Annotated in this window: 27 protein-coding genes and 1 tRNA gene; 7 read left to right on the forward strand and 21 right to left on the reverse strand. The window is 68.5% G+C overall.

Annotated features, from left to right (window positions below; all coding sequences use genetic code 11):
- Nucleotide 1: 1 nt before the first annotated feature.
- From cas7g to ybgC, 9 genes are all read right to left on the reverse strand, one after another.
- Complete coding sequence (cas7g, locus tag MARPU_RS11095; protein WP_005223180.1) at nucleotides 2-1,099, reverse strand: type I-G CRISPR-associated RAMP protein Csb1/Cas7g; 1,098 nt, start codon at nucleotides 1,097-1,099, stop codon at nucleotides 2-4.
- 387 nt (nucleotides 1,100-1,486) lie between these two features.
- A tRNA-Lys gene (locus MARPU_RS11100) sits at nucleotides 1,487-1,562 on the reverse strand.
- A gap of 44 nt (nucleotides 1,563-1,606) precedes the next feature.
- Entirely contained in the window at nucleotides 1,607-2,458 is an 852-nt protein-coding gene (ybgF, locus tag MARPU_RS11105; RefSeq protein ID WP_005223179.1) for a tol-pal system protein YbgF, read from the reverse strand.
- 10 nt (nucleotides 2,459-2,468) lie between these two features.
- Entirely contained in the window at nucleotides 2,469-3,011 is a 543-nt protein-coding gene (gene pal, locus MARPU_RS11110) for a peptidoglycan-associated lipoprotein Pal (protein WP_005223178.1), read from the reverse strand.
- A 12-nt stretch (nucleotides 3,012-3,023) separates the two neighbouring features.
- Nucleotides 3,024-4,325 (reverse strand): Tol-Pal system beta propeller repeat protein TolB, encoded by a 1,302-nt coding sequence (gene tolB / locus MARPU_RS11115; RefSeq protein WP_005223176.1) that lies wholly within the window; start codon nucleotides 4,323-4,325, stop codon nucleotides 3,024-3,026.
- Nucleotides 4,326-4,339: 14 nt separating this feature from the next.
- Nucleotides 4,340-5,440, reverse strand: coding sequence for a cell envelope integrity protein TolA (gene tolA, locus MARPU_RS11120; RefSeq protein ID WP_025275296.1), 1,101 nt, complete (start codon nucleotides 5,438-5,440; stop codon nucleotides 4,340-4,342).
- 2 nt (nucleotides 5,441-5,442) lie between these two features.
- Nucleotides 5,443-5,886, reverse strand: coding sequence for a protein TolR (gene tolR, locus MARPU_RS11125; RefSeq protein WP_005223674.1), 444 nt, complete (start codon nucleotides 5,884-5,886; stop codon nucleotides 5,443-5,445).
- A 20-nt stretch (nucleotides 5,887-5,906) separates the two neighbouring features.
- Nucleotides 5,907-6,581, reverse strand: a complete 675-nt coding sequence (tolQ, locus tag MARPU_RS11130) for a protein TolQ (RefSeq protein WP_005223673.1) — start codon at nucleotides 6,579-6,581, stop codon at nucleotides 5,907-5,909.
- 6 nt (nucleotides 6,582-6,587) lie between these two features.
- Nucleotides 6,588-7,034 (reverse strand): tol-pal system-associated acyl-CoA thioesterase, encoded by a 447-nt coding sequence (ybgC, locus tag MARPU_RS11135; protein ID WP_005223672.1) that lies wholly within the window; start codon nucleotides 7,032-7,034, stop codon nucleotides 6,588-6,590.
- 142 nt (nucleotides 7,035-7,176) lie between these two features.
- Between ybgC and MARPU_RS11140 the strand changes: the two genes are divergently transcribed.
- Nucleotides 7,177-7,668 (forward strand): methyltransferase family protein, encoded by a 492-nt coding sequence (locus MARPU_RS11140; protein WP_005223671.1) that lies wholly within the window; start codon nucleotides 7,177-7,179, stop codon nucleotides 7,666-7,668.
- On the opposite strand, the gene MARPU_RS11145 is transcribed toward MARPU_RS11140, so the two are convergent.
- Nucleotides 7,662-8,552, reverse strand: coding sequence for an SAM-dependent methyltransferase (locus MARPU_RS11145; protein WP_005223670.1), 891 nt, complete (start codon nucleotides 8,550-8,552; stop codon nucleotides 7,662-7,664). The genes MARPU_RS11140 and MARPU_RS11145 overlap by 7 nt on opposite strands.
- Nucleotides 8,553-8,638: 86 nt before the next feature.
- The gene (locus MARPU_RS11150) at nucleotides 8,639-10,690 is read right to left on the reverse strand and encodes a thioredoxin domain-containing protein (RefSeq protein WP_005223669.1); all 2,052 of its coding nucleotides are present in this window, start codon (nucleotides 10,688-10,690) and stop codon (nucleotides 8,639-8,641) included.
- A gap of 248 nt (nucleotides 10,691-10,938) precedes the next feature.
- On the opposite strand from MARPU_RS11150, the gene MARPU_RS11155 reads away from it, so the two are divergent.
- The 3 genes from MARPU_RS11155 (at nucleotide 10,939) to MARPU_RS11165 (ending at nucleotide 13,873) form a co-directional block, all read left to right on the forward strand.
- Nucleotides 10,939-12,135, forward strand: a complete 1,197-nt coding sequence (locus tag MARPU_RS11155; protein WP_005223668.1) for a class I SAM-dependent rRNA methyltransferase — start codon at nucleotides 10,939-10,941, stop codon at nucleotides 12,133-12,135.
- A 227-nt stretch (nucleotides 12,136-12,362) separates the two neighbouring features.
- On the forward strand, nucleotides 12,363-12,836 hold the full coding sequence (locus MARPU_RS11160; RefSeq protein ID WP_051415208.1) for a L,D-transpeptidase family protein: 474 nt from the start codon (nucleotides 12,363-12,365) through the stop codon (nucleotides 12,834-12,836).
- 8 nt (nucleotides 12,837-12,844) lie between these two features.
- Nucleotides 12,845-13,873, forward strand: a complete 1,029-nt coding sequence (locus MARPU_RS11165; RefSeq protein WP_005223666.1) for a GGDEF domain-containing protein — start codon at nucleotides 12,845-12,847, stop codon at nucleotides 13,871-13,873.
- A gap of 51 nt (nucleotides 13,874-13,924) precedes the next feature.
- On the opposite strand, the gene MARPU_RS11170 is transcribed toward MARPU_RS11165, so the two are convergent.
- Nucleotides 13,925-15,541: a methyl-accepting chemotaxis protein gene (locus MARPU_RS11170; protein ID WP_005223665.1), complete on the reverse strand. Its 1,617-nt coding sequence runs from the start codon at nucleotides 15,539-15,541 to the stop codon at nucleotides 13,925-13,927.
- Between the two features lie 521 nt (nucleotides 15,542-16,062).
- On the opposite strand from MARPU_RS11170, the gene MARPU_RS11175 reads away from it, so the two are divergent.
- Nucleotides 16,063-17,580 carry a Ppx/GppA phosphatase family protein gene (locus MARPU_RS11175; RefSeq protein WP_005223664.1) on the forward strand — a complete coding sequence of 506 codons (1,518 nt, stop codon included), beginning with the start codon at nucleotides 16,063-16,065 and terminating at the stop codon, nucleotides 17,578-17,580.
- Between the two features lie 92 nt (nucleotides 17,581-17,672).
- Nucleotides 17,673-18,092, forward strand: a complete 420-nt coding sequence (locus MARPU_RS11180; protein ID WP_005223663.1) for an SCP2 sterol-binding domain-containing protein — start codon at nucleotides 17,673-17,675, stop codon at nucleotides 18,090-18,092.
- A 35-nt stretch (nucleotides 18,093-18,127) separates the two neighbouring features.
- Here MARPU_RS11180 and MARPU_RS11185 read toward each other — a convergent pair whose 3' ends face one another.
- The 9 genes from MARPU_RS11185 to MARPU_RS11225 form a co-directional block, all read right to left on the reverse strand.
- The gene (locus MARPU_RS11185; protein ID WP_005223662.1) at nucleotides 18,128-18,889 is read right to left on the reverse strand and encodes an SDR family NAD(P)-dependent oxidoreductase; all 762 of its coding nucleotides are present in this window, start codon (nucleotides 18,887-18,889) and stop codon (nucleotides 18,128-18,130) included.
- On the reverse strand, nucleotides 18,886-19,587 hold the full coding sequence (locus MARPU_RS11190; protein WP_005223661.1) for an SDR family NAD(P)-dependent oxidoreductase: 702 nt from the start codon (nucleotides 19,585-19,587) through the stop codon (nucleotides 18,886-18,888). The genes MARPU_RS11185 and MARPU_RS11190 overlap by 4 nt, the downstream gene beginning before the upstream one ends.
- Nucleotides 19,584-20,078 (reverse strand): 6-pyruvoyl trahydropterin synthase family protein, encoded by a 495-nt coding sequence (locus MARPU_RS11195; protein WP_005223660.1) that lies wholly within the window; start codon nucleotides 20,076-20,078, stop codon nucleotides 19,584-19,586. The genes MARPU_RS11190 and MARPU_RS11195 overlap by 4 nt, the downstream gene beginning before the upstream one ends.
- 115 nt (nucleotides 20,079-20,193) lie before the next feature.
- Nucleotides 20,194-21,252: a calcium/sodium antiporter gene (locus tag MARPU_RS11200; RefSeq protein WP_005223659.1), complete on the reverse strand. Its 1,059-nt coding sequence runs from the start codon at nucleotides 21,250-21,252 to the stop codon at nucleotides 20,194-20,196.
- Between the two features lie 176 nt (nucleotides 21,253-21,428).
- Nucleotides 21,429-22,187, reverse strand: coding sequence for a class I SAM-dependent methyltransferase (locus MARPU_RS11205; protein WP_005223658.1), 759 nt, complete (start codon nucleotides 22,185-22,187; stop codon nucleotides 21,429-21,431).
- A gap of 105 nt (nucleotides 22,188-22,292) precedes the next feature.
- A complete protein-coding gene (locus tag MARPU_RS11210) occupies nucleotides 22,293-22,724 on the reverse strand; it encodes a Fur family transcriptional regulator (protein ID WP_005223657.1) in 432 nt (143 codons plus the stop codon).
- A complete protein-coding gene (locus tag MARPU_RS11215; RefSeq protein WP_005223656.1) occupies nucleotides 22,721-23,572 on the reverse strand; it encodes a metal ABC transporter permease in 852 nt (283 codons plus the stop codon). Before MARPU_RS11215 ends, MARPU_RS11210 begins: the two co-directional genes overlap by 4 nt.
- Entirely contained in the window at nucleotides 23,569-24,336 is a 768-nt protein-coding gene (locus MARPU_RS11220; RefSeq protein WP_005223655.1) for a metal ABC transporter ATP-binding protein, read from the reverse strand. The genes MARPU_RS11215 and MARPU_RS11220 overlap by 4 nt, the downstream gene beginning before the upstream one ends.
- Nucleotides 24,333-25,223, reverse strand: a complete 891-nt coding sequence (locus MARPU_RS11225) for a metal ABC transporter solute-binding protein, Zn/Mn family (protein ID WP_005223654.1) — start codon at nucleotides 25,221-25,223, stop codon at nucleotides 24,333-24,335. The genes MARPU_RS11220 and MARPU_RS11225 overlap by 4 nt, the downstream gene beginning before the upstream one ends.
- Nucleotides 25,224-25,347: 124 nt before the next feature.
- On the opposite strand from MARPU_RS11225, the gene MARPU_RS11230 reads away from it, so the two are divergent.
- Nucleotides 25,348-26,031, forward strand: coding sequence for a hypothetical protein (locus MARPU_RS11230; RefSeq protein ID WP_005223653.1), 684 nt, complete (start codon nucleotides 25,348-25,350; stop codon nucleotides 26,029-26,031).
- Nucleotides 26,032-26,039: the final 8 nt, after the last annotated feature.

Consider the following 26,039-nt stretch of genomic DNA (forward strand, 5'->3'; position numbering starts at 1 on the left):
GCTAGCGACTCCGCGCGATGAGCTGTTCCAGGTTGGGGCCGGGGGCGAAGGTCACCGGCGCGGCCAGCGCAACCGCCTCGCGCGCCGCGCGCAACGCCTCCAGCGCCGTCGCCCGGGTGATCGTCAGCGGCGTCGCCTCGGACGACCCGGTGACAGGGATCGACCAGTGCACCTCGGTGGCGACCAGCTCGCAGTCACGCCGCAGATCGAGCCCATCCTCCAGTACGGCGGCAACCCCGTAGACGCCCATGCAGGCGAGCAGGGTTCGCGCGGCCACATTGGTGGCCTCGTCCTCCCCGAAGCGATACCGGCGCAGCCGCGACAGGCTGAGCACGCCATTGAGCGCGATCGAGTCGACCAGCACGCCCTTGGGCTTCAGGGTCGGGGCGATATTGCCGTGGTTGATCTCAGAGGGACGCTTGGTCGCGGCACCGCTCGGCGCCTGCTCGCCCTCGGGCAGCAGCTGATAATCGGTCTCCCCCGCCTCGTGGAGGATGGTCGCAACATCGCTGGGGATGCCCAGGGGGTCGAGCCTGCCGCCAGCGCGCGCCACCGGGCGCGCCCCGGCGCCGGCGATCTCGACACTGAGCGCCGCCGCCCACTTCCGCTCCCGCCCGCCGCGACGCCCCAACCGGGTGGAATCCCAGCCACCAAGCAGTAACACCGCCGGGTCATGACGCAACAGCCCCGTCGCATCGACCGGGGAGGCGCCGAACACCGCCCGGCCGATCTCGGTGTCTTCGAAACGGGTGCCATTGAGCTGTGAGTCGCGGAGGATGGCGTCGAAGGCGCGATGCGGCATCTGCAGCGTCGACAGGTGCGTGCCATCGGGCAGTTGCACCGCCACGGGGGCTAGGTCCAGACCACAGCGCAGCAGCTGTTCCTCGACCCGGTTGGCGAACGAGGCGGCGCTGTCGATGCTGACCCAGGCGGCGACCCCGTGCTCGTCCGGCTGGGTCATGTTGTGACCATGGGGCGCATCGGCATAGGTCGGCGGCAGGATGTGATGCCCCCCGTTGAGCGGGCTGAGCTTGGCGTTGATACGCAGACCGGGGGACGCCTGTACGGCTTGACGCATGGTGGACAACAAATCGGTCACGACTCCCTCCTGTGGAGAATTAACGTCAATCTGGTAATGAATAAAGCACTTCGATATGTGTTCGTCAACTCATACTCGAACCCGACAAAACCCCCATCAATGCGATAGCGACCCTCACTCCGCACACACGCGACGCACACAAACCAGCCACACCACAGGAGGCGCGATCAACACGTACGGCGGAGGAACAGCGGACGGGCGACATCACCACTCCGCTCTGCAAGCGGCAATGACGGCAAAGTGAACGGGTTTCCGATCGTTGGGCGGGGTATCGAAGCGCGGAACCGGAGCCGCGCCGAGACGTGGCGCGCCACGCCTGGATATCGACGAAGTTCAGCTGTAACGAAAAACGGCCCGGACGCTGAACGTCCGGGCCGTTGCATTTTCTGGTGCGCCCTGTTGGGTTCGAACCAACGACCACCTGATTAAAAGTCAGATGCTCTACCAACTGAGCTAAGGGCGCCGAAGACCGAGGATTATACGTAAACCATCGGCGCGATGTAAACCCTAGCGTCCGGTGGCGACGCCTTCGACCTCGTCGAGCCGCGCCAGACGCGCGCGAGCCAGGCGCGACTCGGTGCTGTTGGGGTAGTTGTCGATGACCTGTTCGAGGCGCGCGCGCGATTGCTCGAAATCGCGCTGCTCGAAGTGGATGTAGCCCATCTTCAGCAACGCACCGGGGACCTTGGGGCTGGCCGGGTGACGGCGCACCAGATCCTCGAAGGCGGTCAGCGCGGCGTCGTAGTCGCGCTGACCATAGAAGGTCTCGCCGAGCCAGTAGCGGGCGTTGTCGGCATAGCGTCCCTGCGGATAGCGCCCGAGCAGCGACTCGAAGGCGGCGCGGGCCTGGTCGTACTTGCGCGCCTTGAGCAGATCGAAGGCCTTGCCGTAGGCGTCACGTTCGTCGCCGGCGGCAGTCTCCGGGCTCGGCAGCGAGGGGACGCCGGCACCGAGGGCAGCGGCGGGCGTGGCCGATCGAACCGGCGCGGGCGCTGGCTCGGGCTGGTTGATATCGACCGGGGCCTCGAGCGCGGCCGGTGGCTCCGGGGTCTCGGGGCGCGCGCGCGCGCCGTTGAGCCGGGCGTCGATGTCGATCGACTGCTGGCGCAGCTGGCGCTCGAGACGCTGGATCTCGAACTGCTGGACCTCGACCTGACCGCGCAGCGCCTGCATCTCGCTCTGCAGTTGCTGAAGCTGTAGCTCGACGGCCGAGCCACGCTGGTGCTCGATGACGCGCTCGAGCCGCGCCACCCGGTCCTCGAGCCGGGCGTCGGCGGCGAGCACCGGCGCGGCGGCGGCACTCAGCACCAGGGCGACGACGACCCCGAGGCCGCCACGAACTCTCTGCGGGACTCGCATTCGCGCCTCCTCAGTACTCGATGACCACACGCCGGTTCAGCCGCCAGGACGACTCGCTCTGTCCCGGCGAGGCCGGACGCTCCTCGCCATAACCGATCACCTCGAGCTGATCGCCACGCACCCCCTCGGCGAGCATCACCCGGCGCACCGAATCGGCGCGCTGATCGGAGAGCGCGAGGTTGTACTCGCGGGTGCCGCGCTCGTCGGTATGGCCCTCGAGGGTGACACGCACCTGCGGATGGGTGCCGAGATAACGCGCGTGGGTGCGGATCAGCGCCACGTACTCGGAGGCGATCTCGGCGTTGTCATAGCCGAAATAGATGACGCGCTTGGAGAGCGGGTTGGCCGGGTCCTCCCAGGGACCGGCGTAACGGGCGCCCGCGCCGTCGATGCCGGCGGTCGAGACCTCCGCGCCGGCGCCGGCGCCGGCACCGGCGCGGCCGGTCGCATCGTCCACCGCGGCGCCGTCCGTGTCCTGGCGGGGCGTGGTCGAGCATCCGGCGAGCACCAGCAGGAGGACGCCGGGCAACAGGGACCAAGGGTGGATGCGCATGAGTCTGACTCCTTACTGCACCATGGGCGACCAGGCCGGCTCGCGCACCTGATCGGTTCCCTGGGTGAGACGCTGATTGGCACCGCCGTCGACGGCAGCGGCGGCGAGCACCGCGCGACCGCCATGGGTGGTGGCGTAAATTACCATGCTCGAATTCGGCGCGAAACTCGGCGACTCGTCGAGCGGCCCGCGACTGAGCAGACGCGAGAAGCCGCGCTCGACATCGAGCAAGGCGATGCGGAAGGCGCCGTTGATCCGGCGCGCCATGGCGATCGAGCGACCATCGGGGGCATAGACCGGGGAGGCGTTGTAGTCACCCTCGAAGCTCACCCGGGAGACCGCCCCACCGCTGGCCGGGACGCGATAGATCTGCGGATTGCCGCCCCGCCCGGAGGTGAACACCAGGTGCGAGCCATCGGGCGACCAGGCCGGTTCGGTGTCGATGGCGAAGTGATTGGTGAGCCGGGTGAGCGCGCGCGAGTCGAGATCGAGCACATAGATCTCGGGATTGCCGTCCTTCGACAGGGTCATTGCCAGACGCCGGCCATCGGGCGAGAAGGCCGGCGAGCTGTTGATGCCGGGGTAGCTCGCCACCCGCTCGCGCCGACCGCTGGCCAGCTCCTGCACATAGATCGCCGGACGGCGGCTCTCGAAGGAGACATAGGCGATGCGGCGCCCATCCGGCGACCAGGCCGGGGACATGATCGGCTCGGTCGAGGAGACGATCACCTGCGGGTTGTAGCCGTCGGCGTCGGCCACCTGCAGGGTGACGCGGGCGTTCTCGCCGCGGCCGGTGGCGCTGATATAGGCGATGCGGGTGGCGGCCACGCCGGGGATGCCGGTCAGCGTCTCATGGATCTGGTCGGCGATGCGGTGCGCGGCGTTGCGCAGCCCGGCGGCGGTGGCCGTTAGGGTGGCGCCAGCCAGGCGCTCGCCGCGGAAGACGTCGTAGAGGATGAAGCTGATGCGGTAGCGCGCACCCTCGCGCACGACCTGCCCGATCACCAGATTGTTCATGTCGAGCAGACGCCAGTCACGCAGGTCGACCTCCTCGTGGGTGGTCGGCTGGTCGAGCATGTCGCGCGTCGGCATCGGCGCGAAGCGACCGGTGCGGGCGAGATCGGCGGCGATCACCGCGCCGGGATCGACCGAGGCGCTCCCGCCTCCCGCGAACCCGAAGGGCACCACGGCGATCGGTTGCGCGGCCTCGACCCCGCCGGTGATCTCGATGTTCAGCCGCGCCAGCGCAGCGCCGGGCAGCGCAGCCGCCAGGAGGACGCAGAGGATCAGCAACAATTGGATGGATCGGGTCATGACACGCCCCCTGCTCAGGGTCGGAAGGTAAAGGTGAATTCACGGAACTGGTCGAAGAGTGCCCCGGTGGGCACCGGTAGCGGCTCGGCGCGCCACAGCGCGGCGAGCGCTGCCTGATCGAAGGCCGGGGTGCCGCTGGAGCGCTGCATCGCCACGCTCCCCGGGACGATGTAACCCGCCGAGGTCACCCGCACCTCGAACTCCACGCTCAACCCCTCGGACATACCGGGCGGATAGGCGAAGTGCTGGCGGACACGATCGCCGATCGCGCCCTTGTAGTAATCGACCTGGCGCTGCTCGGCGCTGCTCAGCCCGCCACCACCGCCGCCGGCGACGACCGGCGACGATCGGCGTGCGGTCTCGGCCGCCTCGGCCTCGAGTCGCTCGGCCTCGCGCGCGATCTCGTCCTCGAATCGCTGCTGCTCGAGTGCGGCCATCTGCTCGGCCTCGCGCGCGATGCGCTCCTGGCGCGCCGCAGCGGCCTGGCGTTCCGCCTCACGGCGTGCGGCCTCTTCGGCAGCGCGACGCTCAGCCTCGGCACGGGCTGCGGCGGCCTGACGTTCGGCCTCGCGACGGGCGGCCTCCTCGGCAGCGCGACGCTCAGCCTCGGCACGGGCTGCGGCGGCCTGACGCTCGGCCTCGCGACGGGCGGCCTCCTCGGCGGCGCGACGTTCAGCCTCGGCGCGGGCCGCGGCGGCCTGACGCTCGGCCTCGCGGCGGGCGGCCTCTTCGGCGGCGCGACGCTCGGCCTCGGCACGAGCCGCGGCGGCCTGACGCTCGGCCTCGCGACGGGCGGCCTCCTCGGCGGCGCGACGCTCAGCCTCGGCACGAGCCGCAGCGGCCTGACGCTCGGCCTCGCGGCGGGCGGCTTCCTCGGCGGCGCGGCGCTCGGCCTCGGCGCGCGCCTCGGGATCGAGCCGTTCGCGCACCTCCTGGACACGGGCGCTCAGTGCCGGATCGCCGAGCACGCTGGCCTGGACCACGCGCGGGCGATCGCCGCCGTTGCTCGCGTCCTGGGTGAAGCGCACGCCGACGAACAGCAGCAGCGCGAACAGCAGATGCAGCCCCAGCGACCAGTAGAGCGCCCCGGGGTCACGCCGCAGGATCTGCAACATGGTCAGGGTCCGTCATGCTCCGGCGGCAGGGTGATGAGTCCGACCTCGGCGGCCCCGGCGGCCTGGGCGATCACCATCGCGTTGACCACCCGGCCATAGTCGACGGCGCTGTCGCCCTTGACCAGCACCGGCGTCTGCGGGGCGTAGTCGAGGACCTTGCCGATGCGCTCGAACAGCGCCTCCTCGCCCACCGGTTGGTCGCGGTCCTCACCGATGTCGATGTAGTAGTCGCCGAACTGATCGACGCTGATCACCACGGAGTCACCACTCTCGGAGGTGACCGCCCCGGCCTGGGCGCGCGGCAGGTTGACCTTGACCCCCATGGTGATCATGGGGGCGGTCACCATGAAGATGACCAGCAACACCAGCATCACGTCGATATAGGGGACGACGTTGATCTCGGCCACCAAGCGGCGGCGATTGCGACTGCGCGCGCGTCTGCTCAAGGCTCGGATACTCCCGGGGCTCAGCCCCGCCCCTGACGTTGCAGCAAGGTCGAGAACTCTTCCATGAACTCCTCGTAGCGGTTGCTGAGGCGCTCGACCTGATCGGTATAGCGGTTGTAGGCGACCACCGCGGGGATGGCGGCGAACAAGCCGATGGCGGTGGCGATCAGCGCCTCGGAGATACCCGGCGCGACCAGCGCCAGGGTCGCCTGCTCGACGTTACCGAGGGCATGGAAGGCCTGCATGATGCCCCAGACGGTGCCGAACAACCCGACATAGGGGCTGATCGAGCCGACCGTGGCGAGGAAGGCGAGATTGCTCTCGAGCCGGTCGAGTTCGCGGCTCAGCGCCACGCGCATCGCCCGCTCTGTCGCCTGCAGCACGGTCATCGGATCGACGCCGTCGGCCTTGCGCATGCGCACGTACTCCTTGAAGCCGGCGCGGAAGATCGCCGCCAGCCCGCGCGCACTGCGCCCGTCCTGTCCCAACTCTTTATAGAGCGCGCTGAGATCGCCGCCGCTCCAGAAGCGTTCCTCGAAGGCGTCGGCGAGCTTGCGCGCCCGACCGAGCACCCGCGCGCGATCGATGATCATGGTCCAGGAGACGACCGAGGCGAGCACCAGGATCAGCAGCACCAACTGCACCACCAGGCTTGCCTGCATCACCAGGGCCAACAACGACAGATCAGAGGTCATGAGGCGTCACTCCGCGACCGTACGGCGAATGTCGGCGAGCAGCCGGGGCGGGATACGCGTCGGGCGCAGCGCCTCGCCCGCGGCATCGATACAGCCCACCTTAACCGTGCCCCGGCAACAGAGTTCGCCGTCGGCCTCGCGCACCAGCTCCTGGTCGAAGGCCATGCTCGCCCCGCCGATCCGGGTCAGCCGGGTATGGACGTTCAACCGCTCGTTGAAGCGTGCCGCGGCGAGATAGTCGATCTCGACGCGACGCACCACGAACAGCACCCCCTCGCGTGCGCGCAGCTCGTCCTGCTCGTAGCCAAGCTCACGCAACCATTCGGTACGCGCGCGCTCGAAGAAGCGGAGATAATTGGCGTAGAAGACCACGCCGGCGGCGTCGGTATCCTCGTAATAGACACGGATCGGCCAGATGAAGCCGGGCTGGGCGGGTTGGCTGGATGTGGGCACGGGACTCGAAATCACCGGATGGCTTGATTCTCAAGGACCGGCAGTGTATCGAAAACCGCCGCATCCGGCATCCCGCAGCCGGCGCCGACGACCGACCGACGGCCACCCCGACCACCCATCATCCATCGCGCAAGGAGTCATCATGTCCCTCTTATCCCGTCTCCAGGGCCGACGCGGCGAGCACCTCGTCGTCCTCCAGTTCGTGCTCTTCTTCGGCTTCGTCCTCACCCCGAGCTGGAACCCCTGGCTCACCCCCGGCATCCTCGAGGCGATGGCGCCGCTGCGCTGGGCGGTGCTGATCGCGCTCGGCACCTTTGCCATGGTGCTCGGCGCGGTCGGCTCACTACACATCCGCGACTACCTCACCCCGCTGCCCTACCCGGTCGATCACAACCAGCTCGTCCAGCACGGGATCTATGCCCTGGTGCGCCACCCGCTCTACAGCAGCCAGCTGTTCGCCGCGCTCGCCTGGGTGCTGTTCAGCCTCAGCCTGACGCATCTGGCGATCCTGGTCATCGGCTTCCTGTTCTTCGACTACAAGGCCGGCAAGGAAGAGGGCTGGCTGCGTGAGCGTCACCCCGAGTACGCCGACTACACCCAGCGCGTGAGCAAGTTCATCCCCTGGATCTATTGATCCGTCGCCGGACGCTCGGCGCTGGCGAGCACGTAGTCGAGCCCGGCGAACACGGTCTCGGGTTCGAGCCACAGCCCGAAGCGCACCGCCGTGCGCAGCGCCGGCGGCAGGGTCGAGAGCCGCTCGGGATTGGCGCGCAGATAGGCGTGCAGCGGGGCATAGACCCGGTCGCGGATCGACTCGACCTCGACCCCGGTGAAGCCGCAGGCACGCAGCCGCTCGGCGTACTCGGCGCGCGGATAGGCGTTCTCCGTCGGGATCGCGAACTTGGTGGCGACCTCGCGCCACGACCACCGCTGCGCCAGCCGCTGCGACCAGCCCTCGGCCGGCGCCAGCGGCAGGATGTCGGCGAGCACCAGCCGCCCGCCCGGGCGCAGCAGCCGCAGCGCCTCGGCGAAGAAGCGCTCGCGGGTGCGGAAATGGAAGGCGCACTCGAGCGCGACGACGATATCGAACGACCCTGACTCGAGCCCCGGCTCGGTGGCCGAACCCTGGCGCAGGTCGATGCGCGCAGCCTCGCCGGCGGCGGCCACCCGTTCGCGCGCCAGCGCCACCTGCGAGCCGGTGACATTGAGCCCGACGATGGCCTCGGGGCCGAGGGTGCGCATCCACTGCAGGTCCTGCTCGCCGAAGCCGAAGCCGAGATCGAGCACCCGCTTGCCCGGCGCCATGCCGGCGCGCGTGCCGACCAGATCGACCAGGGCGCGGCAGGCAGCGTCGAGTTCGTCGGCCTCGGCCCAGTAGCCGAGGTTGAGATAGTGCCCGTCGGCGGCCGGCGAGTCGGTGCCGAGCAGGTCGTAGACGGCGCTCACCGGCAGCCGGCGCAGCGGGTTGTAGATCCAGTCGAGCAGCGCGAGCGCACGGCGCGGTGGGTTGCGGGTCATCCAGGGCTCCTCGATCGCAGCAGCGATCCATTGGTCTCGATACTGCGCCGCCGACGGCGGCGCATCAGGGGCGGGCGGCGCGCGACTCAGAGCTGCTCGCGCGGCGCCTCGCAGTGGGTGCCGACACAGCGATAGACCCGCGGACGCGGCCCGGGTGCCATGGCCGCGAGCAGCGGTGGCAGCGATTCGGCCTCATCGGGGATGGCAAACACCAGTCGATCGGCGCGATAGCCGCGCTGCGCCTCGCGCCGCCAGCTCGCCAACAGCTCCTCACTGGCGCGAATCACCAGTTGCTCGGGCGGGTCGAGCCATTCGTCGAGGGCGCAGAGCAGGGTGGCGTGGGCGTGGGGCAGCCGCCGCATCGCGGTCGCGGCCAGACGCAGCGTGCTCTCAACGGCGGCGAGATAGCGCGGCTCGCCGACCAGATGACCGAGACGCTGCAGCGCCAGCGCTGCGACCCCGTTGCCTGCGGGCAGGGTCTCGTCGGCGAGCGGCTTGGTGCGGTGGATCAGACGTTCGTGATCGTGGGCGGTGAACCAGAAACCGCCTGCCTCGGGGTCGTGGAAACGCGCGAGCAGGGTCTCGGCCAGCTCGATGGCGAACGCCAGGTCGGCGCTCGACCAGCGCGTCTGCAACAGCTCGAGCACTGTGGCGAGCAGCAACGCGTGGTCGTCGAGATAGGCGTCGAAGGCCACGCGACCGTCGCGACAGCTCGCCAGCAAGCGGCCATCGCGCCACAGTCGCTCACGCACGCAGCCGAGCGCCTGCTCGGCCGACTCCAGATAGTCGTCGCGCTCAAGCACCCGCGCGGCGCGCGCCATGGCGCCGATCATCAGCGCGTTCCAGGCGCCGAGCACCTTGTCGTCGCGACCCGGGCGCACGCGCCGCTCGCGCTCGGCGAATAGGGTGGCGCGCGCCGCGCCGAGCAGCGACTGCACTTGTTCGAGGGTGAGCCCCTGGGCGGCGGCCACCGCCGCCGGGGTGAGATGGCCGTGCAGATGCCAGCGGCCCTCGAAGTTCGGCGGTCGGTCGAGCCCGTAGACGGCGGCGAAGGGCCGGTACTCGGCCTCGGGCAGCAGCGCCCGGACCTGCTCGCGCTCCCACAGATAGAAGCGTCCCTCCTCGCCCTCGCTGTCGGCATCCAGGCTCGAGTAATAACCGCCCTCGGGCGACTGCATCTCGCGCAGCACCCAGTCGGCGGTGGACTCGGCGGCGCTGCGAAACAGCTGCTCGCCGGTGCAGGCGTGGAGGTCGCAGCAGAGCGCGAGCAGCGCGGCATTGTCGTAGAGCATCTTCTCGAAGTGCGGGATCATCCACTGGGCATCGACCGCATAGCGACAGAAGCCGCCGCCGAGCTGGTCGTTGAGACCGCTGCGAATCATCCGCTCGAGGCTGACGCGGGCCATCTCCAGTGGCTCCGGCGCATCCTCGCCGGGACGATCGCCGCGCGCCGCGCAGCGCAGCAGCAGCGCCAGCTCCGGGGCGTGCGGGAACTTGGGCGCACCGCCAAAACCGCCGTGCCTGGGATCGAAGCTGACCGCGAGCTGGTTCAGCGCCGCGCCGATCAGGTTGCGCTCGGGGGGGCGCTCGCCGGGCTCGGGTTCGAGCCCGGCAAACGCCTCGATCAGATTCTCGCCCTGCTGGAGGATCTTGTCGTGTTGTTCGCGGTAGGCGCGCTCGACCCCGGCGAGCAGCTGGGTGAAGGCCGGCAGGCCGTGGCGCGGCGTCGGCGGGAAATAGGTGCCGGCGAAGAAGGGGCGCAGATCGTGCGGGGAGAGAAACACGGTCAGCGGCCAGCCGCCGCCACGGCCGTTGAGTAGCTGGTGGGCGCGCTGATAGAGCCCGTCGAGGTCGGGACGCTCCTCGCGATCGACCTTGATGTTGACGAAGGCGCGATTCATCAGCGTCGCGACCTCTGGATCGGCGAAGGACTCGTGCGCCATCACGTGACACCAGTGACAGGCCGAGTAGCCGATCGAGAGCAGGATCGGACGGTCGCGCTCGCGCGCCTGCGCCAGCGCCTCGTCGCACCAGGGCCACCAATCGACGGGGTTGTCGGCGTGTTGCTGGAGATAGGGGCTGGTGGCCCCATCGAGACGGTTGCGACCGCCTGCTGCGGGGAGCGTGACGCTCGGCATGGACTCACCTCTGCTGGTCTGTCGCGATCGTTGGACGAACGGGTCCCGGGTCTGCCTTCGAGAGTGGGAGCACGAGCGCGACCTTTCCATGCCGGCTCGCGCGATCGTCGCTTCTGGTAGTCTTGATGGCCGACACACACCGACGGCGGCGCGCCGGAGCGAGCATCAGGGCCGCGCCCACCCGTCCCGAGACACGGACGCCGCACCGAACACGCAGACGATCACCAGACAACGGTAGACCTCCAACGATGAACCCCCAACCCATCCTGTTGCGCAAGGACCAGGAGCGCCGGCTGCTCGCCGGGCATTGCTGGATCTACAGCAACGAGATCGACACCAAGGCGACCCCGCTCAAGCAGCTCGAACCCGGCCAAGCGATCGAGATCCTCAGCAATCGCGAGCGCTGGCTCGGACACGGCTATGTCAATCCGCACTCGCTGATCTGTGCCCGGCTGGTCAGCCGCAGCCCGGAGCGCCACCTCACCCCGGCGCTGTGGATCCAGCGCATCCGCGATGCCCTGGCGCTGCGCGAGCGACTCTACGAGCGGCCCTACTATCGGCTGATCTTCGGCGAGAGCGACGGGCTGCCGGGGTTGATCGTCGATCGTTACGGCGACCTGCTCAGCGTGCAGATCACCACCGCCGGGATGGAGCGGGTACGTGGCGAGCTGCTCGCCGCGCTCGAGCAGGTGCTGCGTCCGCGCGCGATCGTGCTACGCAACGACACTGCGGTGCGCGCGCTCGAAGGGCTCGACCAGCAGGTCGAGGTCGCGCTCGGCGAGCCGGACGACACCCTGGTGCTCGAGGAGGGCGGGTTGGCGTTCGAGGTCGCGCCGCTCTCCGGGCAGAAGACCGGCTGGTTCTTCGACCAGGCCGAGAACCGTCAACGGCTCGCCCGCTACGGCGTCGGCGAGCGGGTGCTGGATGTCTGCAGCTATGTCGGCGCCTGGAGCCTGCGCGCGGCGCATCTCGGCGCGCACCGGGTCACCACCGTCGACGCCTCGGCCAGCGCCCTCGAGCGGGTCGCGGCCAATGCCGCGCGCAACGGTCTGAGTGATCGCATCGAGCCGCTGCAAGGCGATGCCTTCGAGGTGTTGCGCGAGCTGCGCGACCAGGGTGCGCGCTTCGATACCGTGATCCTCGACCCACCGGCCTTCATCAAGCGCCGCAAGGACGAGAAGGACGGCACCCAGGCCTATCAGCGGCTCAACCGCCTGGGCCTCGAGCTGCTCGAGCCCGGCGGCCTACTGGTCACCGCTTCGTGTTCATTCCACATGGGCCGCGACGGTTTCCAGCGTACCGTGCAGCAGGCTGCACGCAAGAGCGCGCGCAGTCTGCAGCTGCTTGAGGTCGGCCAACAGGGACCCGATCATCCGGTGCATCCGGCGATCCCCGAGACGGCCTATCTCAAGACCCTCTTCATGCGCGCCCTGCCCCACTTCTGAGCAGACCCGGAGACACCGCGCACAGAGGTGCGCGGTGTCGAAAAGCACTGTGCATGCAGCGGCGCCGTGCTTAGAATTCCACCCTCGCACCCTCACCTAGCCGAAACCGACCTTTCCACCAGGACCCAGCGATGCCACGCGATGCCTCGTGTCTCCCGTCCAACCCGCCCGGCCTCCAACGGCGCGCACCCGCGGCACACCCATCGTGGCCAATCCTATTGTTCATCGTGCTCCTCGCCGGCTGTGCCGGGACCCCCGGTCCGCTGCCCGACCAGGCCGATCGCGTAGTGGTGCACAAGTCCGAACGCAGCCTCGAGCTGTGGCACGGCGAGACCCTGCTGCGCAGCTACCGGGTGGCGCTCGGTGACGCGCCCGTGGGGCACAAGTTCCGCGCCGGCGACGAGCGCACCCCGATCGGCGACTATGTGCTCGACTGGCGCAACCCGCACAGTAGCTTCTACAAGTCGATTCATATCTCCTACCCCAACGAACGCGACCGCGCCACCGCGCGGCTGCTCGGCCATGACCCCGGTGGGATGATCATGATCCACGGCCAGCCCAACCACATCCGCTCCGAGCGGGTGCGCCGCGAATACGCCACGCGCGACTGGACCGACGGTTGCATCGCGGTCCAGGACGACGAGATGGACGAGATCTGGCGCATGGTGCGCGATGGCACGCCAATCCGCATCCTGCCGTGAGTCGAGACATGCTGGAATTCAACGAGGATCTGGAGACCTCGGCCGACTATCTGCGCAAGGCCATCCCGCTGATGGTCCAGCGCGGCATCCCGCCCACGCCCTACAACTATGCACTGTGGTATGCCCACGTCCAGGGGCTCAACCCCGAACTCAGCCGCGAGCTGCTCGCCGAGTTCCCGGTCTCCGGCAGCTACAGCGCGAAGAAGAGCGAATCGCTGTTCTTCAAGTACTTCATCAAGAACTATCTGCCCAACAACCCCAAGGCGCAGAACCTGCTCGTCAGCCTGGTCGCCCAGCTCGCCCGTGCGGTGGCCCGCAACCTCGCCGGCTCGCAGCAGTACGGCGACTCGCTGCGCGAGGCGCGCCAGATCCTCGAGCAGGCATCGGACCCGGCGCTGATCCAGGAGACGCTCTCGCAGCTGCTCGCCGACACCCGTGCGGTCGAGGGCATGCACCAGGAGTTCCAGGGCGAGCTGCAATCGGCCCGTGACGAGGTCGAGCTACTCAAGCAGGAACTCGCCCGCACCCAGCAGCGTGCCCTGGTCGACGCGCTGACCAACATCCCCAACCGTCGCGCCTTCGATCACGCCCTGCTGCGCGCGCTCCAGGACCCGGAGGCGCCGACTTGCCTGCTGCTGCTCGATCTCGATCACTTCAAGCAGTGCAACGACACCTTCGGTCATCTGATGGGCGACCGGGTGTTGCAGATCACCGGTCAGCTGCTCGCCGGTCTGCGCGACGAGCAGGTGTTCGTCGCCCGCTACGGTGGCGAGGAGTTCGCGATCATCGTCGAGGGGAGGTTGGAACGGGCCGTGGCGCTGGCCGAGCAGGTACGCAAGCAGGTCTCGGCGATCCGCTTCCGCCAGAAACCGCCGGCCTCCGGGGTGGGCACGGTGACCACCTCGATCGGCGTGGTCGAGGCGCGTGCGCACGAACGCCCCGAGGAGCTGATCGAGCGCGCCGACCGGGCGCTCTATCGCGCCAAGTCGGCGGGTCGTGATCGGGTGGAAGTGGGAGAGACGCCGGCTGCCGATTAAGCGCCCCGCCACGCCGGGCGGCGTGACGGGACAGGACGTCGTCGGGCGGACTCAGATGCGGAAGCGACCGACCACGGCCTCGAGTTCGGCGGCGAGCTTGGCCAGCCGGTCCGAGGCGTCGGTGGTCTGCTTGGCGCCCTCGGCGTTGCGGTCGGAGACGTCAGAGATGGAGGTGACGTTGCGATTGATCTCCTCGGCCACCGCGCTCTGCTCCTCGGCCGCGCTCGCCACCTGACTGTTGACGTCATTGATGGTGGCCACCGCCTGGGTGATGGCGTTGAGCGCGGTCTCGGCCTCGGCGGCGCTCTCGCGACTGACCTGGGCATGATCGCGACTCTCGTCCATCACGCTCACCGCGCGACGGCTGGCCTGCTGCAACCGCTCGATCATCGCCTGGATCTCCTGGGTGGAGTTCTGGGTGCGATTGGCGAGGTTGCGCACCTCGTCGGCGACCACCGCGAAGCCGCGCCCGGCCTCGCCGGCGCGCGCCGCCTCGATCGCGGCGTTGAGCGCGAGCAGGTTGGTCTGCTCGGCGACCCCACGAATCACATCGAGCACCTTGCCGATCTCGTCACTGTCGGCGCCGAGGTCGCGGATCACCGTCGAGGCGTCCTGGATCTCCTCGGCGAGCTGCTCGATACGTTTCATCGTGCCGGAGACCACCTCGGTGCCCGCCTGTGCCGCGTCATTGGCCTCACGCGTGGCCTCGGCGCCCTGCTGGGCATTGCGCGCCATGTCCTGCGCGGTGGCGCTCATCTCGTTCATCGCGGTGGCCATCTGATCGACCTCGGAGCGCTGCCGACGGCAACCCGAGTCGGTGATGTCGGTGATCGACTCGAGGTCGCGCGCGGCCTGGGTCAACTGCGCGGTGGAGGCGAGCACGCGACCGATGAGATCGCGGAAATTGTCCATCATCGCGTTGAAGGCGCTCGAGGCCTGACCGATCTCGTCGCTGCCCTTCACCGGCAGGCGATGGGTGAGATCGCCGTCGCCGTCGGCGATGCCGCGCAGCCCCATGGTCATCTGGCGCATCGGTCGGGTGACGAAGCGCGAAGTGAAGATATAGAGCAGCAGCAGCACCGGCAGGCTGAACAGGATGGCGACGGAGAGGATGCTGATACCGAACCTGTCGACGCTGGCATTGACGTCGTCGAGACTGATCTCCATGCTCACCGCGCCGAGCACCGAGTCGACCGGCGGCAGCGAATGACACATGGTGCAGTTCTTGCCCAGATAGTCCTCACGCACGAACACCGGCGCCACCGAGCGCAGCACGCTACCGTCCTCCGACAGCTGCATGTAGGGCTCGCCGGTCGCGATCACCTCCCGCTCGACCTCATCGCGCGGATGCTCGTCCTCGGTGCCCGGACCATACTGATCGGCGACCCCGGGGCCTCGCAGCACCCGCAAGTCGTTGAGATTGCGCAGCTCGACGATCTGGTCGAGAAATTCCGCCCGCTGGGAGATGGTGCCGGTGATCATCAGGGTGGTGAGCCCGGCCATGGTCATCTCGTGGAGGGTGTCGGCGAAGGCCGCTGCCTGATCGATGGCGGTCTGGCGCTGCTCGCTGGCTGCCCAGAAGATCATGCCGGTCCAGGCCGGCACCAGAATCAGCCACATGGCGGCCATCAGGCGCACCCAGATCGGCAGGTCATTGATACGTCGCATGTCGGATACCTGTGAGTCCTCGTCAATGGCGGTCGAAATCGGCCACTCTGGAGCGCGTTTGATTTGTTGATGATTGATCGCGACAGGACGGATTCCCCGACAGAATGCACCCAGGCCAGCCATTCCTAACGCCTGCGACGTCGAGTCTCTCGCCCACGATCAAGGCCGGTTTCTGGTCCCGGACATCCCCCGTCCAGTCGAACCGCTTGAATCCCAAGCCGAGGCCCCTATCTCGTTGGCAGGCCTCGCCAAACTCGAACGCATTCTATTCCCTCACGCGATACGCGCCATTCCAGCAACATGTGACTCTGCACCTAAGGCATACCGCACGCAAGGGCATGCCACACCGCGTTTGACAGCGATCAAACAAGCCCTGCAATGCGAATTTTTCTTTCAAAACTGTGAGATGACTCACCACCCCCGGACTGTTCCGGTCGCGCCCTGAGCGATGCCGAGATGACGGCGCAGCGGTTGCTTCTGCTACCATTTCGCGCCTCGACTCTCTCCGCCGGATCCAGCCGATGCCCGCAGACGCCCCGCAACCCGCCAACCCCGAGCCCCAGGTGGTCGCCGCCGTCGACCTCGGCTCCAACAGCTTCCACATGATCGTCGCCCAGGTCGACGACGGTCACATGCGCATCACCGACCGGCTCAAGGAGATGGTCCGACTCGGCGCCGGACTGCGCGCGGACAAGACCCTCGACCCTGAGGTCGAGACCCGCGCCATCGCCTGTCTGGAGCGCTTCGGTCAGCGTCTACGCAGCCTGCCGCCGGGCACGGTACGGGCCGTCGGCACCAACACCCTGCGCCAGATCAACCCGGAGTGCGGCTTCGTCGAGCGCGCCGAGGCCGCACTCGGCCACCCGGTCGATGTCATCGCCGGACGCGAGGAGGCGCGACTGATCTATCTCGGCGTGGCACATGGCCTGGCCGCCGGAGCCGAGCGCCGGCTGGTCGTCGACATCGGCGGCGGCAGCACCGAGATCATCATCGGCATGGGCTTTTCGCCACGGCTGCGCGAGAGCCTGCACATGGGCTGCGTGAGCATGTCGCAGCGCTACTTCGAGGACGGGCGGATCACCGCCCGGGCGATGGAGAAGGCGACACTCGCCGGCGCGCTCGAGGTCCGCCCGGTGCGCGAACTCTTTCGCCAGAGCCGCTGGCAGACCGCCGTGGGCACCTCCGGGACCATCCGCGCGATCGCCGCCGTGGTACGCGCCGAGGGCTGGTGCGACGACGGCATCTCGGCTGCCGCGCTGAGCCGGTTGCGCGAGGCCCTGGTCGCGCGCGGGCGGGTCGCGGCGCTCGACTTCAAGGGACTCTCGGAAGAGCGCCGCCCGGTGTTCGCCGGCGGCGTGGCGGTGCTGTGCGCGATCTTCGAGACCCTCGGCATCGAGCACCTGCAGGTCTGCGACTACGCCCTGCGCGAGGGGCTGATCTACGAGATGGCCGGGCGCGACCAGCACGAAGACGTGCGCGAGCGCACCGTCACCACCCTCTCGCGCCAGTTCCAGATCGACCAGACCCACGCCCAGCGGGTGCGCGCCAGCGCGCTCGATCTGCTGCGCCAGCTCGTCACGGCCTGGTCGCTGCAGGACCCGACGCACCAGCTGATGCTCGGCTGGGCGGCGCGCCTGCACGAGATCGGGCTGCTGGTCGCCCACAGCCAATACCAGAAGCACGGCGCCTATCTGCTGCGCAACGCCGACCTGCCCGGTTTCACCCGGCGCGAGCAGGCCGTGCTCGCCGCCCTGGTGCTCGGCCACCGGCGCAAGTTCCCCACCCAGGAGATCCAGTCACTGCCCGAGTCGCTGCGCGAGAGCACCGAGTGGCTCTGTCTGATCCTGCGCCTGGCGGTGCTGATGCGCCGCGCCCGCTCCGACGAGCGCAAGCCCTGTCCCGAGATCGAGGCCGGCGAACGCACGCTCGTGCTGCGCTTCCCCGACGGTTGGCTCGAGGCGCACCCGCTCAACCGGCTGGAACTCGAGCAAGAGGCCGAACGACTGGCGAACGCCGGGTTCTCGCTACGTTTCGAGTGACCCTGTCCCCACGCCGCCCCATCCCGTGATCGGGTTCCTGATAGAATCGGCCGGCACCCATTTGCAGTAATCCACAGGAGGATATGGAACCAATGGCCGCTCTCTTTTCAGATGACTGGATGAAGCAGTTCAAAGACGCCTGGAACGCCGAGCCCGAGGTGCGCGACCGCCTTGCCGAGATCGACTTCAACTCCGTGGTCTACTGCGGTTTCAAGAACGAGGAGACCCCGCGCGGTCTGTTCGTGGTCGAGAAGGGCGAGTGCGTGCACGCCGGCGCCTGGAGCGAGAGCGAACCGGCAGCGAACTGGGACATGCGCGCCGACCTCAAGGACTGGCTGAAGTGGATCGAGAACGGCGTCGGCATGATGGGCCTGGGCAGCGCCTTCGCCACCGGCAAGCTCAAATTCCTGGTCGGGGACTACAAGGGAATGCTCAAGGATCCGCGCATGGCCAACCCCTTCATCAAGTGCTTCGGCCTGATGCACCAGGTCGACACCGACGAGCTGAAGTAATTCAGTCCGGCGGGCGCGCACCGCGCCCGCCACCCTCACCCGAGGGTATAGCCGGCGTCGACCTTGAGGGTCGCACCGGTGATCAGGCGCGCCCGCGCCGAGGCGAGGAACTCCACCGCGTCGGCCACGTCCTCGGGGCGCACCACCTCGCCGCCGAGCACATGACGCCGCGCCACCGTCTCGGCCATCAGCGCGCGCGCCTCGCCCCACATCTCCGAATCGACCACCCCCGGCGCCACGCCGTTGACGCGGATGCCGCGTTCGCCGAGGGCGAGCGCGAGACGCTGGGTGAGCATGTCGAGTCCGGCCTTGCTGACCGAGTAGCTGGTCGAGGTGCAGCTGGCGAAAGGGTGCCCGGCGCAGGCCGAGGAGAGGTTGATGACCACCGGCGCGGCGCTGTGCTCGAGCAAGGGCGCGGCACATTGGGTCAACGCGAAGGGAGCGACCAGATTGACCTCGAGGGTCGCGCGCCATTGTTCGAGTTCGGCCTCCAGGGTGCCGACGTCGAGGATCACCCCGGCGTTGTTGATCAGTACGTCGAGACGCCCGTCACGCGTCCTGATCTCCTCGACCAGCCGCGAGCGGAAGGCCGCGTCGGTGGCGTCTCCGGTGAGCGCGAGCAAGCGCTCGCCGACGACGGCCTCGGGGTACGCCGCGCGCAGCCGCGCCAGGCGCGCAGGATCCCGCCCAAAGGTGTAGACCCGCGCACCGAGTTCGAGAAAGCGCCCGACCAATGCCGCGCCGATCCCCGAGGTGCCGCCGCTGACACAGACCACCCGTGGCGTCGGTGCACTCATCGCTCGCGCTGTCCGAGGTTGGCGTGAATCAGCGCGCCGTTGAGCACCGGCGCGCCGGCGGCGAAGGCCACGGTCTCGGCGATCTCCTCGGGCTCGATCAGCCGGTCGAAGGCGCTCAGACCGGTAAGCGCCGCCAGGGTCTCGGCATTGCCGTCGATCACCCCGCGCAACTGCTCGGTATCGGTGAAGCCGGGGCAGATCATACAGGTATGGACGCCGTGCCCGGCCAGATCCTGACAGGTTGCGCGCATCATCCCGGCGAGCGCGTGCTTGGCGATGACATAGCTCGCCACCCCCGGCACCGCCTTCTCGGCCAGGGTCGAGCCGATATAGATCACGCTCGAGCCGGCGCCCATCCGTCCCAGCAGCAGGCGGTTGAGGGTCGCGGCGGCCACCAGGTTGAGTTCGAGCACTGCGCGCAGGTGCTCGGCCTCGAGCGCATCGGCACGATCGGCGTGCATCACCGAGGCGTTGTGCACCAGACATACCCGCTCGGCGCCGGCGACCGCCTCCTGCAGCGCCCCGGCACATTGCTCCAGCGCGCCGGGCACGGCCAGATCACAGGCGAGATTGTCGACACCCACGTCCGGACAAGGACGGCGCGACAGGTTGAGCACGCTCCAGCCATCGACCAGGAAGCGCGTGGCGATGGCGCGTCCGATCCCCGAGCTGGCGCCGGTGACGATCAATCGATTCATTCTGACTCCCAGGTTGAATAGGCCCACTGCCCGAGCCCCGACGAGACCCCCAGCTCGATACCGCGCACGTCGGCGCCGATCAGCTCGGGACGATCACGCAGCCGCGCGAGCAGCAGCTCGGCGAGTTCCTCGATGGTCACGTTGCGCAACGGCAACAGCAGCACGTCGCGTTCGAGAAAGGGGATGCGCTCGCGATCGAAGCACGCGAACACCATGCCGTCGCCGCGCTCGATGCGCAGGTACGGCGACAGCTCCGGCAACAGCATGCGCTCGTCGAGGGCGTCGCACAGCTCGCGCAGCACGCGCTTGAGCACCACGTAGTCGAAGGTCATGCCATCGGCGCCGATCCCGGCGGTCACGGCGCAGCGGACCCGAAAGTTGTGTCCATGAAGGTTCTCACGCGCGACGGACGAGAAGATGGTGAAGTGTCCGGCGCTGAAATTCAGATATTCCTTGCTGATCTCGATACGGGTCAGGGGATGCTTTGCCACTGCTTGGGGTCTCCGGCTGGTTGGCGTCGCGCGCCGTCCTCGGGTTGTTGGGTCCATGGCTCCATGTGGGGGCGTCGGCGCGGAACACACCCGCGCCACCCCGGGGCGTAAATCCTCAACGATCCGCGCGGCGACGCCACACCATGCCCGACAACAGCAGCAACGGCAACGACAGGGTCAGCACCACCAGCTCGAAAACAGGCAGCAGCGATGCCTCGGTGGCGCGTAGCGTCACATGCGCGAGATAGAGTGCGAAGGCGATGATGAACAGGGCGCCGACCCATCGCCCGATCGCGATCCCACCACGAAACAGCGGCACACAGAGCAGCACGACGGCGATCATGATCGGCAGATCGATCAACAGGGTCTCGCGCGAGATGGCGATGGCCTCCGGCGCGGCCAGGGCGCCGAGCCCGAGCACCGCAAGGATATTGAACAGATTACTGCCGAGCACATTGCCCACGGCGAGATCGCGATGGCCGCGCAGACAGGCGATCACCGAGGTCGCCACCTCCGGCAGCGAGGTGCCGATGGCAACCACCGTCAACCCGATCACCAGTTCGTCGACACCCAGTACCCGGGCGATATCGACCGCCCCCATCACCAGCAGGCGGGCACCGATGGCCAGCAGCAGCAACCCCAGGGCAAGCAGCGCGAACTGGCCGAGCAGCGCTCGCGGCGAACGTGACACCGCCGCCGTATCGGTCCCGACACCCTCGCCACGCCCCTGGCGGATCGACCACACCAGATAGACCAGCAACGCGGCGAACAACAACCCACCATCGAAGCGCCCCACTCCGCCGTCAAGCGCGAGCAACCAGAGCGCGACCGAGGCGGCCAGCACCAGTGGCAAATCGATCCGCACCGCGCGACGATGCACCACCAGTGGCGCGGTCAGGGCCGCTGCACCCAGCACCAGCAGGACGTTGGCGATGTTGCTGCCGACCACGTTGCCGACGGCCAGATCCGCCGCGCCCGCCCAGGCCGACTGCAGCGTCACCGCCAACTCGGGCGCGCTGGTGGCGAAGGAGACCACGGTCAGCCCCACCACCAGCGGGCTGATCCGCATCGCCTGGGCCAGCGCCGAGGCGGCACGCACCAACAGCTCGCCGCCACCGAGCAGGATGATGAACCCGGCCAGGATCAGTAGGGCCGAAAGAATCGACTCGTGCATGAGGGCTCCCTCCCCCGAAAGGGGACAGATTCAGTTGCGCTGAGACCTGACCCGTCACCCTAACCGATCGACACCATCAAAGGCCACGCACCGACTGCGCGGTGCACCCACCTACACCGGCCAGACCGCCATCACGGCTCGCTCGCCCCTCGACGCCGCGGTCGAGCCCGGCTCACCTACCGCCTCCTGGCGAGATAGAAGCCGTAGCCGTAGCAGTCCCCGTATTGTGCATAGAGCGCCATCTCCGTCTCCTCGGCGGCCACGATCGCGCGGGCCCGCTCACTCCCGGCATGGCGCGCCAGGAAGGCCGCGAAACGATCTCGCAGCGGTCGATAGTAATGCGCCTCCCAGCACGATTCGGGCAGCACGAAATAGCCGATCGGGGCATAGCCGTGACGCTCGAGCACGGCGAGCTTGGCCGCGGCGGTGTCGATTTCGGGGTACTCGGCCTCCCAGTGCGTCTGCACCTCGGGCGGACGCGAGGCCGTCGTCCAGGTGATCTCGGAGACGGCAAGGACACCGCCGGGCCTCAGGTAACGGCGCCACTGCTCGACCCCGCGCGCAAAGCCCATGTTGTAGATCGCGCCCTCGGACCAGAGGAGGTCGTATTCCTCGTCGGCGAACGGCAGGTCGTCCATCGAGCGACACAACGCGGTCACCCTGTCCGCCACCCCGGCGCGCGCCAGACGCGCGCCGAGCACCTCGACAAAGCTCGGGAGGACATCCACGGCAGTGATCTCGGCCGTCGGCAACAGACGCGCGAGCGCCAGGGTCGAGGCGCCGGTACCGCAGCCGATGTCGGCGACCCGCAGGGGCGCGGCACGGTCGATCCGCGCGAGATCGAGCGCGCGCGCAGTCTCCGCGTCGCTCCCCGGTCCCTGCCTCGCGGCGTCCTTGTGCAAGTCGATCAGAAGTTGCAGATCTTCATCATCCATCGTCGAGGGTCCCGTCGGTCAAGGAAGAAGCGTCGGAGCAACAGTGCTCGACATCGATACGGCACGTCACGGCGGCTAACGCCGGCGCATGCGTGCCTCGCGCGCTCACCGACACCCCTCGCACACCCCGATCACCTCGACCACCTTGCGGCTCGGTGCGAAGCCGCTCTGCGTGGCGGCATCGAGCAGACGCGCGGCGATCGCCTCGTCGTCGATCTCGACGACCCGGCCGCACTCGCTGCAGATGAGGAACTGTGCCGGGTGCGGGCGCTCGGGATGACGACAGTCGATGAAGGCGTTGAGGGTCTCGAGGCGGTGGACGAGGCCCTGGGCGAGCAGGAATTCCAGCGCGCGGTAGACGGTCGGTGGCGCCAGGACGCGCTGCCCCTCGGCCATCTCGGCAAGGATCTCGTAGGCGCCGAGCGGGCGTTCGGCCTCGATCAGAATGCGCAGCACCCGGGCGCGCTGCGGGGTGAGCCGGACACCGCGCCCGGTGCACAGCCGCATCGCCCGCTCGAGCCGCCTCTCGGCGCTCATCCGCCCGCCCTCGCCCGTCGCGCGGCACGATGACGCGCCAGCAGCCGCGCGACCAGCGCCGAGAGCACGTAGGCGGCACCGGCGAGCAGGATCATGGTCGGCCCGGCGGGCAGGTCGGGACCGTAGGAGAGCGCCAGCCCGCCGCTGGTGAAGGCCATGCCGAGCAGGGTCGCGACGACCATCATGGCGCCGAGCGAGTGCAGATAATGCCCGGCGATCGCCGCCGGCAAGGTGAGCAGCGCGATCACCAGGATCAACCCGACGACCTGGATCAGCAGCACCACGGTCACCGCTACCAGACACAACAGCAGCAGATAGAAGAAGGCCACCGGCACGCCACGCAGGCGGGCGAACTCCTCGTCGAAGATCACGGCGACGAACTGGCGATAACACAGCCCGACGACCACCAGCAGCACCAGATCGAGCGCCCCCATGAACCAGAGCGCGCGCTCGGGCACCAGCAGGATATTACCGAACAGCAGGCTGATCAGATCGGTGGCGTAGCCCGGGGTCTTGGCGATGAAGAGGATGCCGACGGCCATGCCGATGGCCCAGAGCGCGCCGATCAGGGTGTCCTCCTGCGCCGCCCAGGCCAGGCGCACGCCGCCGATCAGCAGCGCCGAGACGATCGCCGCGAACAACGCGCCGAGCAGCGGGTCGAGACCGAAATACAGCGCCGCGCCCATGCCGCCGAGCACCGAGTGGGCGATGCCCCCGGCCATGAAGGCGATACGCTTGACCACCACCAGGGTGCCGACCACGCCGCAACCGATGCTGGCGAGCAAGCCGGCGAGCAGCGCGCCCTGGAGGAAGTCGTAGTGGATCAGTGCGTCGAGGAATGCGTTCATGTGTGATGTCGATGTGCGCCCGGACAGGGTCCCGGCAAGTCGTGAGCGACGGCGCGCAGCCGCGTACCGTAGAGGTGCTGCACCAGCTCGCCGTCGAGCGCGTCGGTGGGGTGGCAGGTGAGCGTGCGGTTGAGACAGGCGACCCGGTGGACATAGGCCGAGATGAAGGCGATGTCGTGCGAGACGACGAGGATGGTCGGCTGCGGGTCGAGCCCGGCGAGCAGGTCGAAGATGTCGCCCTCGGCGCGTTGGTCGACATTGGCGGTGGGCTCGTCGAGGATCAGCAGGCGCGGCTCGGTGACCAGCGCGCGGGCGAGCAGCACGCGTTGCAGCTGGCCGCCGGAGAGCGCGCCGACGCGCCGCTCGGCCAGCCCCTCGGCGCCGACTGCGGCGAGCGCGCGGCGCGCCGCGGCGCGATCGGCGCGACGGGTCCAGCCCCACCAGGACCCCTGCCCCAACCGGCCCATGGCGACCACCTGCTCGACGGCGATCGGGAAATCGCGCGGGAAGCCGGGGAACTGGGGGACATAGCCGATGTGGCGCGCGGCACGCTGTGGCGACTCACCGAAGACATGGATCTGGCCGCGCTGCGGGCTGAGCAGACCGAGGATCAGCCGGAGCAGGGTGCTCTTGCCTCCGGCATTGGGTCCGACCAGCCCGATGAACTCGCCGGCAAGCACGGTGAGATCGACCCGCTCGAGGATCAGCGCGCCATCGTAGGCGAAGCTGAGATCGCGCACCGCGATCGCCGGAGTCGCACTCATCGATCCTCCCCGGCGACGAGCAGGGTGGCGAGACGACGCAGGGTGGCAAAGTACTCGGGTGAGAGCGGATCGACCACCTCGACCCGACCACCGATGGCCTCGGCGACGCGCTCGGCGGCGCGCGGATCGAGCTGCGGTTGCACCAGGATCAAACGGACGTTCTCATGGCGTGCCTGCTCGATGAGCGCCGCCAGCGCCCGCGCTCCGGGCTCCTTGCCAGCGCGTTCGATGGCAACCTGCTCGAGTCCATAGGTCGCGGCGAAATAGCCCCAAGCGGGGTGATAGACCATGAAGCGACGGTGCGTGAGCCCATCGAGAGACGCGTGGAGTTCGGTATCGAGGGCATCGAGTTCGGCAACGAAGCGGTCGTGATTGGCGGCGAATTGCTCGGCGTGTGCCGGGTCGAGCGCGCCGAGGGCATCGCGCAGGTGCCCGGCCATCACCCGCACCAGGGGCGGACTGGTCCAGATATGGCTGTCGATCTCGCCGTCATGGTGATCGTGTCCATGGTCATGATCGTGGTGCACGTCCTGATCGGTCGCGAGCTGGCGCAACGCGATGTCCTGGCGGGCGTCGAGGATCGGCAGCTCGGGGTTGGCCGCGCGTAACCGTGCCAACCAGCCTTCCTCGAAGGGCGCGCCGATGCGCACGAAAAGATCGGCCTCGGCCAGCGCGGCGATCTGACGCGGGCGCGGCTCGAACAGGTGCGGGCTCTCGCCCGGTGCGACCAGGGCATGCACCTCGACGCGATCGCCGCCGATGGCCTCGACGAAAGTCTGCTGCGGGGCGAGACTGACGAAGACCTCGAGCGGTTCGGGCTCGGCGGCCACCACCGGCAGCGATGCCGCCAGCAGCACCGGACACAGCAGGCGCGTGATCAGGGACATGGGGATGGACCTCGCGGACATGGATTCGGAGACACGAAAAGATACAATATAACGTTTTTCGCCCACCGCACCAGCGACCGGGCCATCGCTCGTCTCACCGTCATCCAGGGGGATGCTGATCCGTATGTCCTTCTCGACCCAACTGCTCTGGGCCTGCGCCCTCGGTCTCTACATCCTCGCCGTGCTCATCGCCACCCGACTGCCCTACGCCTGGATGGTGGCACGCGGCATGGAGCCGATTCGCGCCGTCTACTACACCCGCAAGATCGTCCACATGCTCGCCGGCGGTGTCGGTTCGCTGATGGTACCGCTGGTGTTCACCGATCCCTGGTTCCCGCTGGTCAGCGGTCTGTTGCTCACCTTGGCGGTGTTCGTCGCCCATGTCAGCGGCTGGCGGCTGTACTGGTTCCAGATCACCGAGAACCGCAACGACGTCAAGTTCGCGCTGATGTGGTCGCTGTCGGTGTCGCTGCTGTGGTGGCTGCTCGACAACCCCTGGCTGGCGATCCTGCCCTCGCTCTACATGGCCTTCGGCGACGGCGTCACCGGGGTGGTGCGCAACGCGCTGATCCGACGTCGCTCCAAGAGTCCGGTGGGCAACATCGCGATGCTCGCGGTGAGCGCGCCGATGGGCTGGTACATCGGCGCGCTGGCCACCCCGGCGATCCCGGTGTGGGGGCTGATCTCGGCGGTGGTGGCGACCGTGGTCGAGCGCTACGAGTTCGGCCCGATCGACGACAATGTGTTGATCACCGTCGCCGCCTCTGCAGTGCTGCTCGTGGGTACCGCTGTCGGCCCGTTGATCTGAACACGGGC

This window comes from Marichromatium purpuratum 984 (assembly GCF_000224005.2).
Taxonomy (GTDB): Bacteria; Pseudomonadota; Gammaproteobacteria; order Chromatiales; family Chromatiaceae; genus Marichromatium; species Marichromatium purpuratum.

Excerpts from the sequence above, each read along its gene's own strand:
- tolB (WP_005223176.1), bottom strand. The coding sequence starts at position 4,325 with ATGACCCGATCCATCCAATTGTTGCTGATCCTCTGCGTCCTCCTGGCG.
- MARPU_RS11145 (WP_005223670.1), bottom strand. The coding sequence starts at position 8,552 with ATGACCCGCAACCCACCGCGCCGTGCGCTCGCGCTGCTCGACTGGATC.
- MARPU_RS11140 (WP_005223671.1), top strand. The coding sequence starts at position 7,177 with ATGTCCCTCTTATCCCGTCTCCAGGGCCGACGCGGCGAGCACCTCGTC.
- MARPU_RS11230 (WP_005223653.1), top strand. The coding sequence starts at position 25,348 with ATGTCCTTCTCGACCCAACTGCTCTGGGCCTGCGCCCTCGGTCTCTAC.
- tolA (WP_025275296.1), bottom strand. The coding sequence starts at position 5,440 with ATGTTGCAGATCCTGCGGCGTGACCCCGGGGCGCTCTACTGGTCGCTG.
- ybgF (WP_005223179.1), bottom strand. The coding sequence starts at position 2,458 with ATGCGAGTCCCGCAGAGAGTTCGTGGCGGCCTCGGGGTCGTCGTCGCC.
- MARPU_RS11155 (WP_005223668.1), top strand. The coding sequence starts at position 10,939 with ATGAACCCCCAACCCATCCTGTTGCGCAAGGACCAGGAGCGCCGGCTG.
- MARPU_RS11170 (WP_005223665.1), bottom strand. The coding sequence starts at position 15,541 with ATGCGACGTATCAATGACCTGCCGATCTGGGTGCGCCTGATGGCCGCC.
- tolQ (WP_005223673.1), bottom strand. The coding sequence starts at position 6,581 with ATGACCTCTGATCTGTCGTTGTTGGCCCTGGTGATGCAGGCAAGCCTG.
- pal (WP_005223178.1), bottom strand. The coding sequence starts at position 3,011 with ATGCGCATCCACCCTTGGTCCCTGTTGCCCGGCGTCCTCCTGCTGGTG.
- MARPU_RS11185 (WP_005223662.1), bottom strand. The coding sequence starts at position 18,889 with ATGAGTGCACCGACGCCACGGGTGGTCTGTGTCAGCGGCGGCACCTCG.
- MARPU_RS11165 (WP_005223666.1), top strand. The coding sequence starts at position 12,845 with ATGCTGGAATTCAACGAGGATCTGGAGACCTCGGCCGACTATCTGCGC.
- MARPU_RS11200 (WP_005223659.1), bottom strand. The coding sequence starts at position 21,252 with ATGCACGAGTCGATTCTTTCGGCCCTACTGATCCTGGCCGGGTTCATC.
- MARPU_RS11210 (WP_005223657.1), bottom strand. The coding sequence starts at position 22,724 with ATGAGCGCCGAGAGGCGGCTCGAGCGGGCGATGCGGCTGTGCACCGGG.
- MARPU_RS11180 (WP_005223663.1), top strand. The coding sequence starts at position 17,673 with ATGGCCGCTCTCTTTTCAGATGACTGGATGAAGCAGTTCAAAGACGCC.
- MARPU_RS11215 (WP_005223656.1), bottom strand. The coding sequence starts at position 23,572 with ATGAACGCATTCCTCGACGCACTGATCCACTACGACTTCCTCCAGGGC.
- MARPU_RS11205 (WP_005223658.1), bottom strand. The coding sequence starts at position 22,187 with ATGGATGATGAAGATCTGCAACTTCTGATCGACTTGCACAAGGACGCC.
- MARPU_RS11175 (WP_005223664.1), top strand. The coding sequence starts at position 16,063 with ATGCCCGCAGACGCCCCGCAACCCGCCAACCCCGAGCCCCAGGTGGTC.
- MARPU_RS11150 (WP_005223669.1), bottom strand. The coding sequence starts at position 10,690 with ATGCCGAGCGTCACGCTCCCCGCAGCAGGCGGTCGCAACCGTCTCGAT.
- MARPU_RS11220 (WP_005223655.1), bottom strand. The coding sequence starts at position 24,336 with ATGAGTGCGACTCCGGCGATCGCGGTGCGCGATCTCAGCTTCGCCTAC.
- MARPU_RS11190 (WP_005223661.1), bottom strand. The coding sequence starts at position 19,587 with ATGAATCGATTGATCGTCACCGGCGCCAGCTCGGGGATCGGACGCGCC.
- MARPU_RS11225 (WP_005223654.1), bottom strand. The coding sequence starts at position 25,223 with ATGTCCCTGATCACGCGCCTGCTGTGTCCGGTGCTGCTGGCGGCATCG.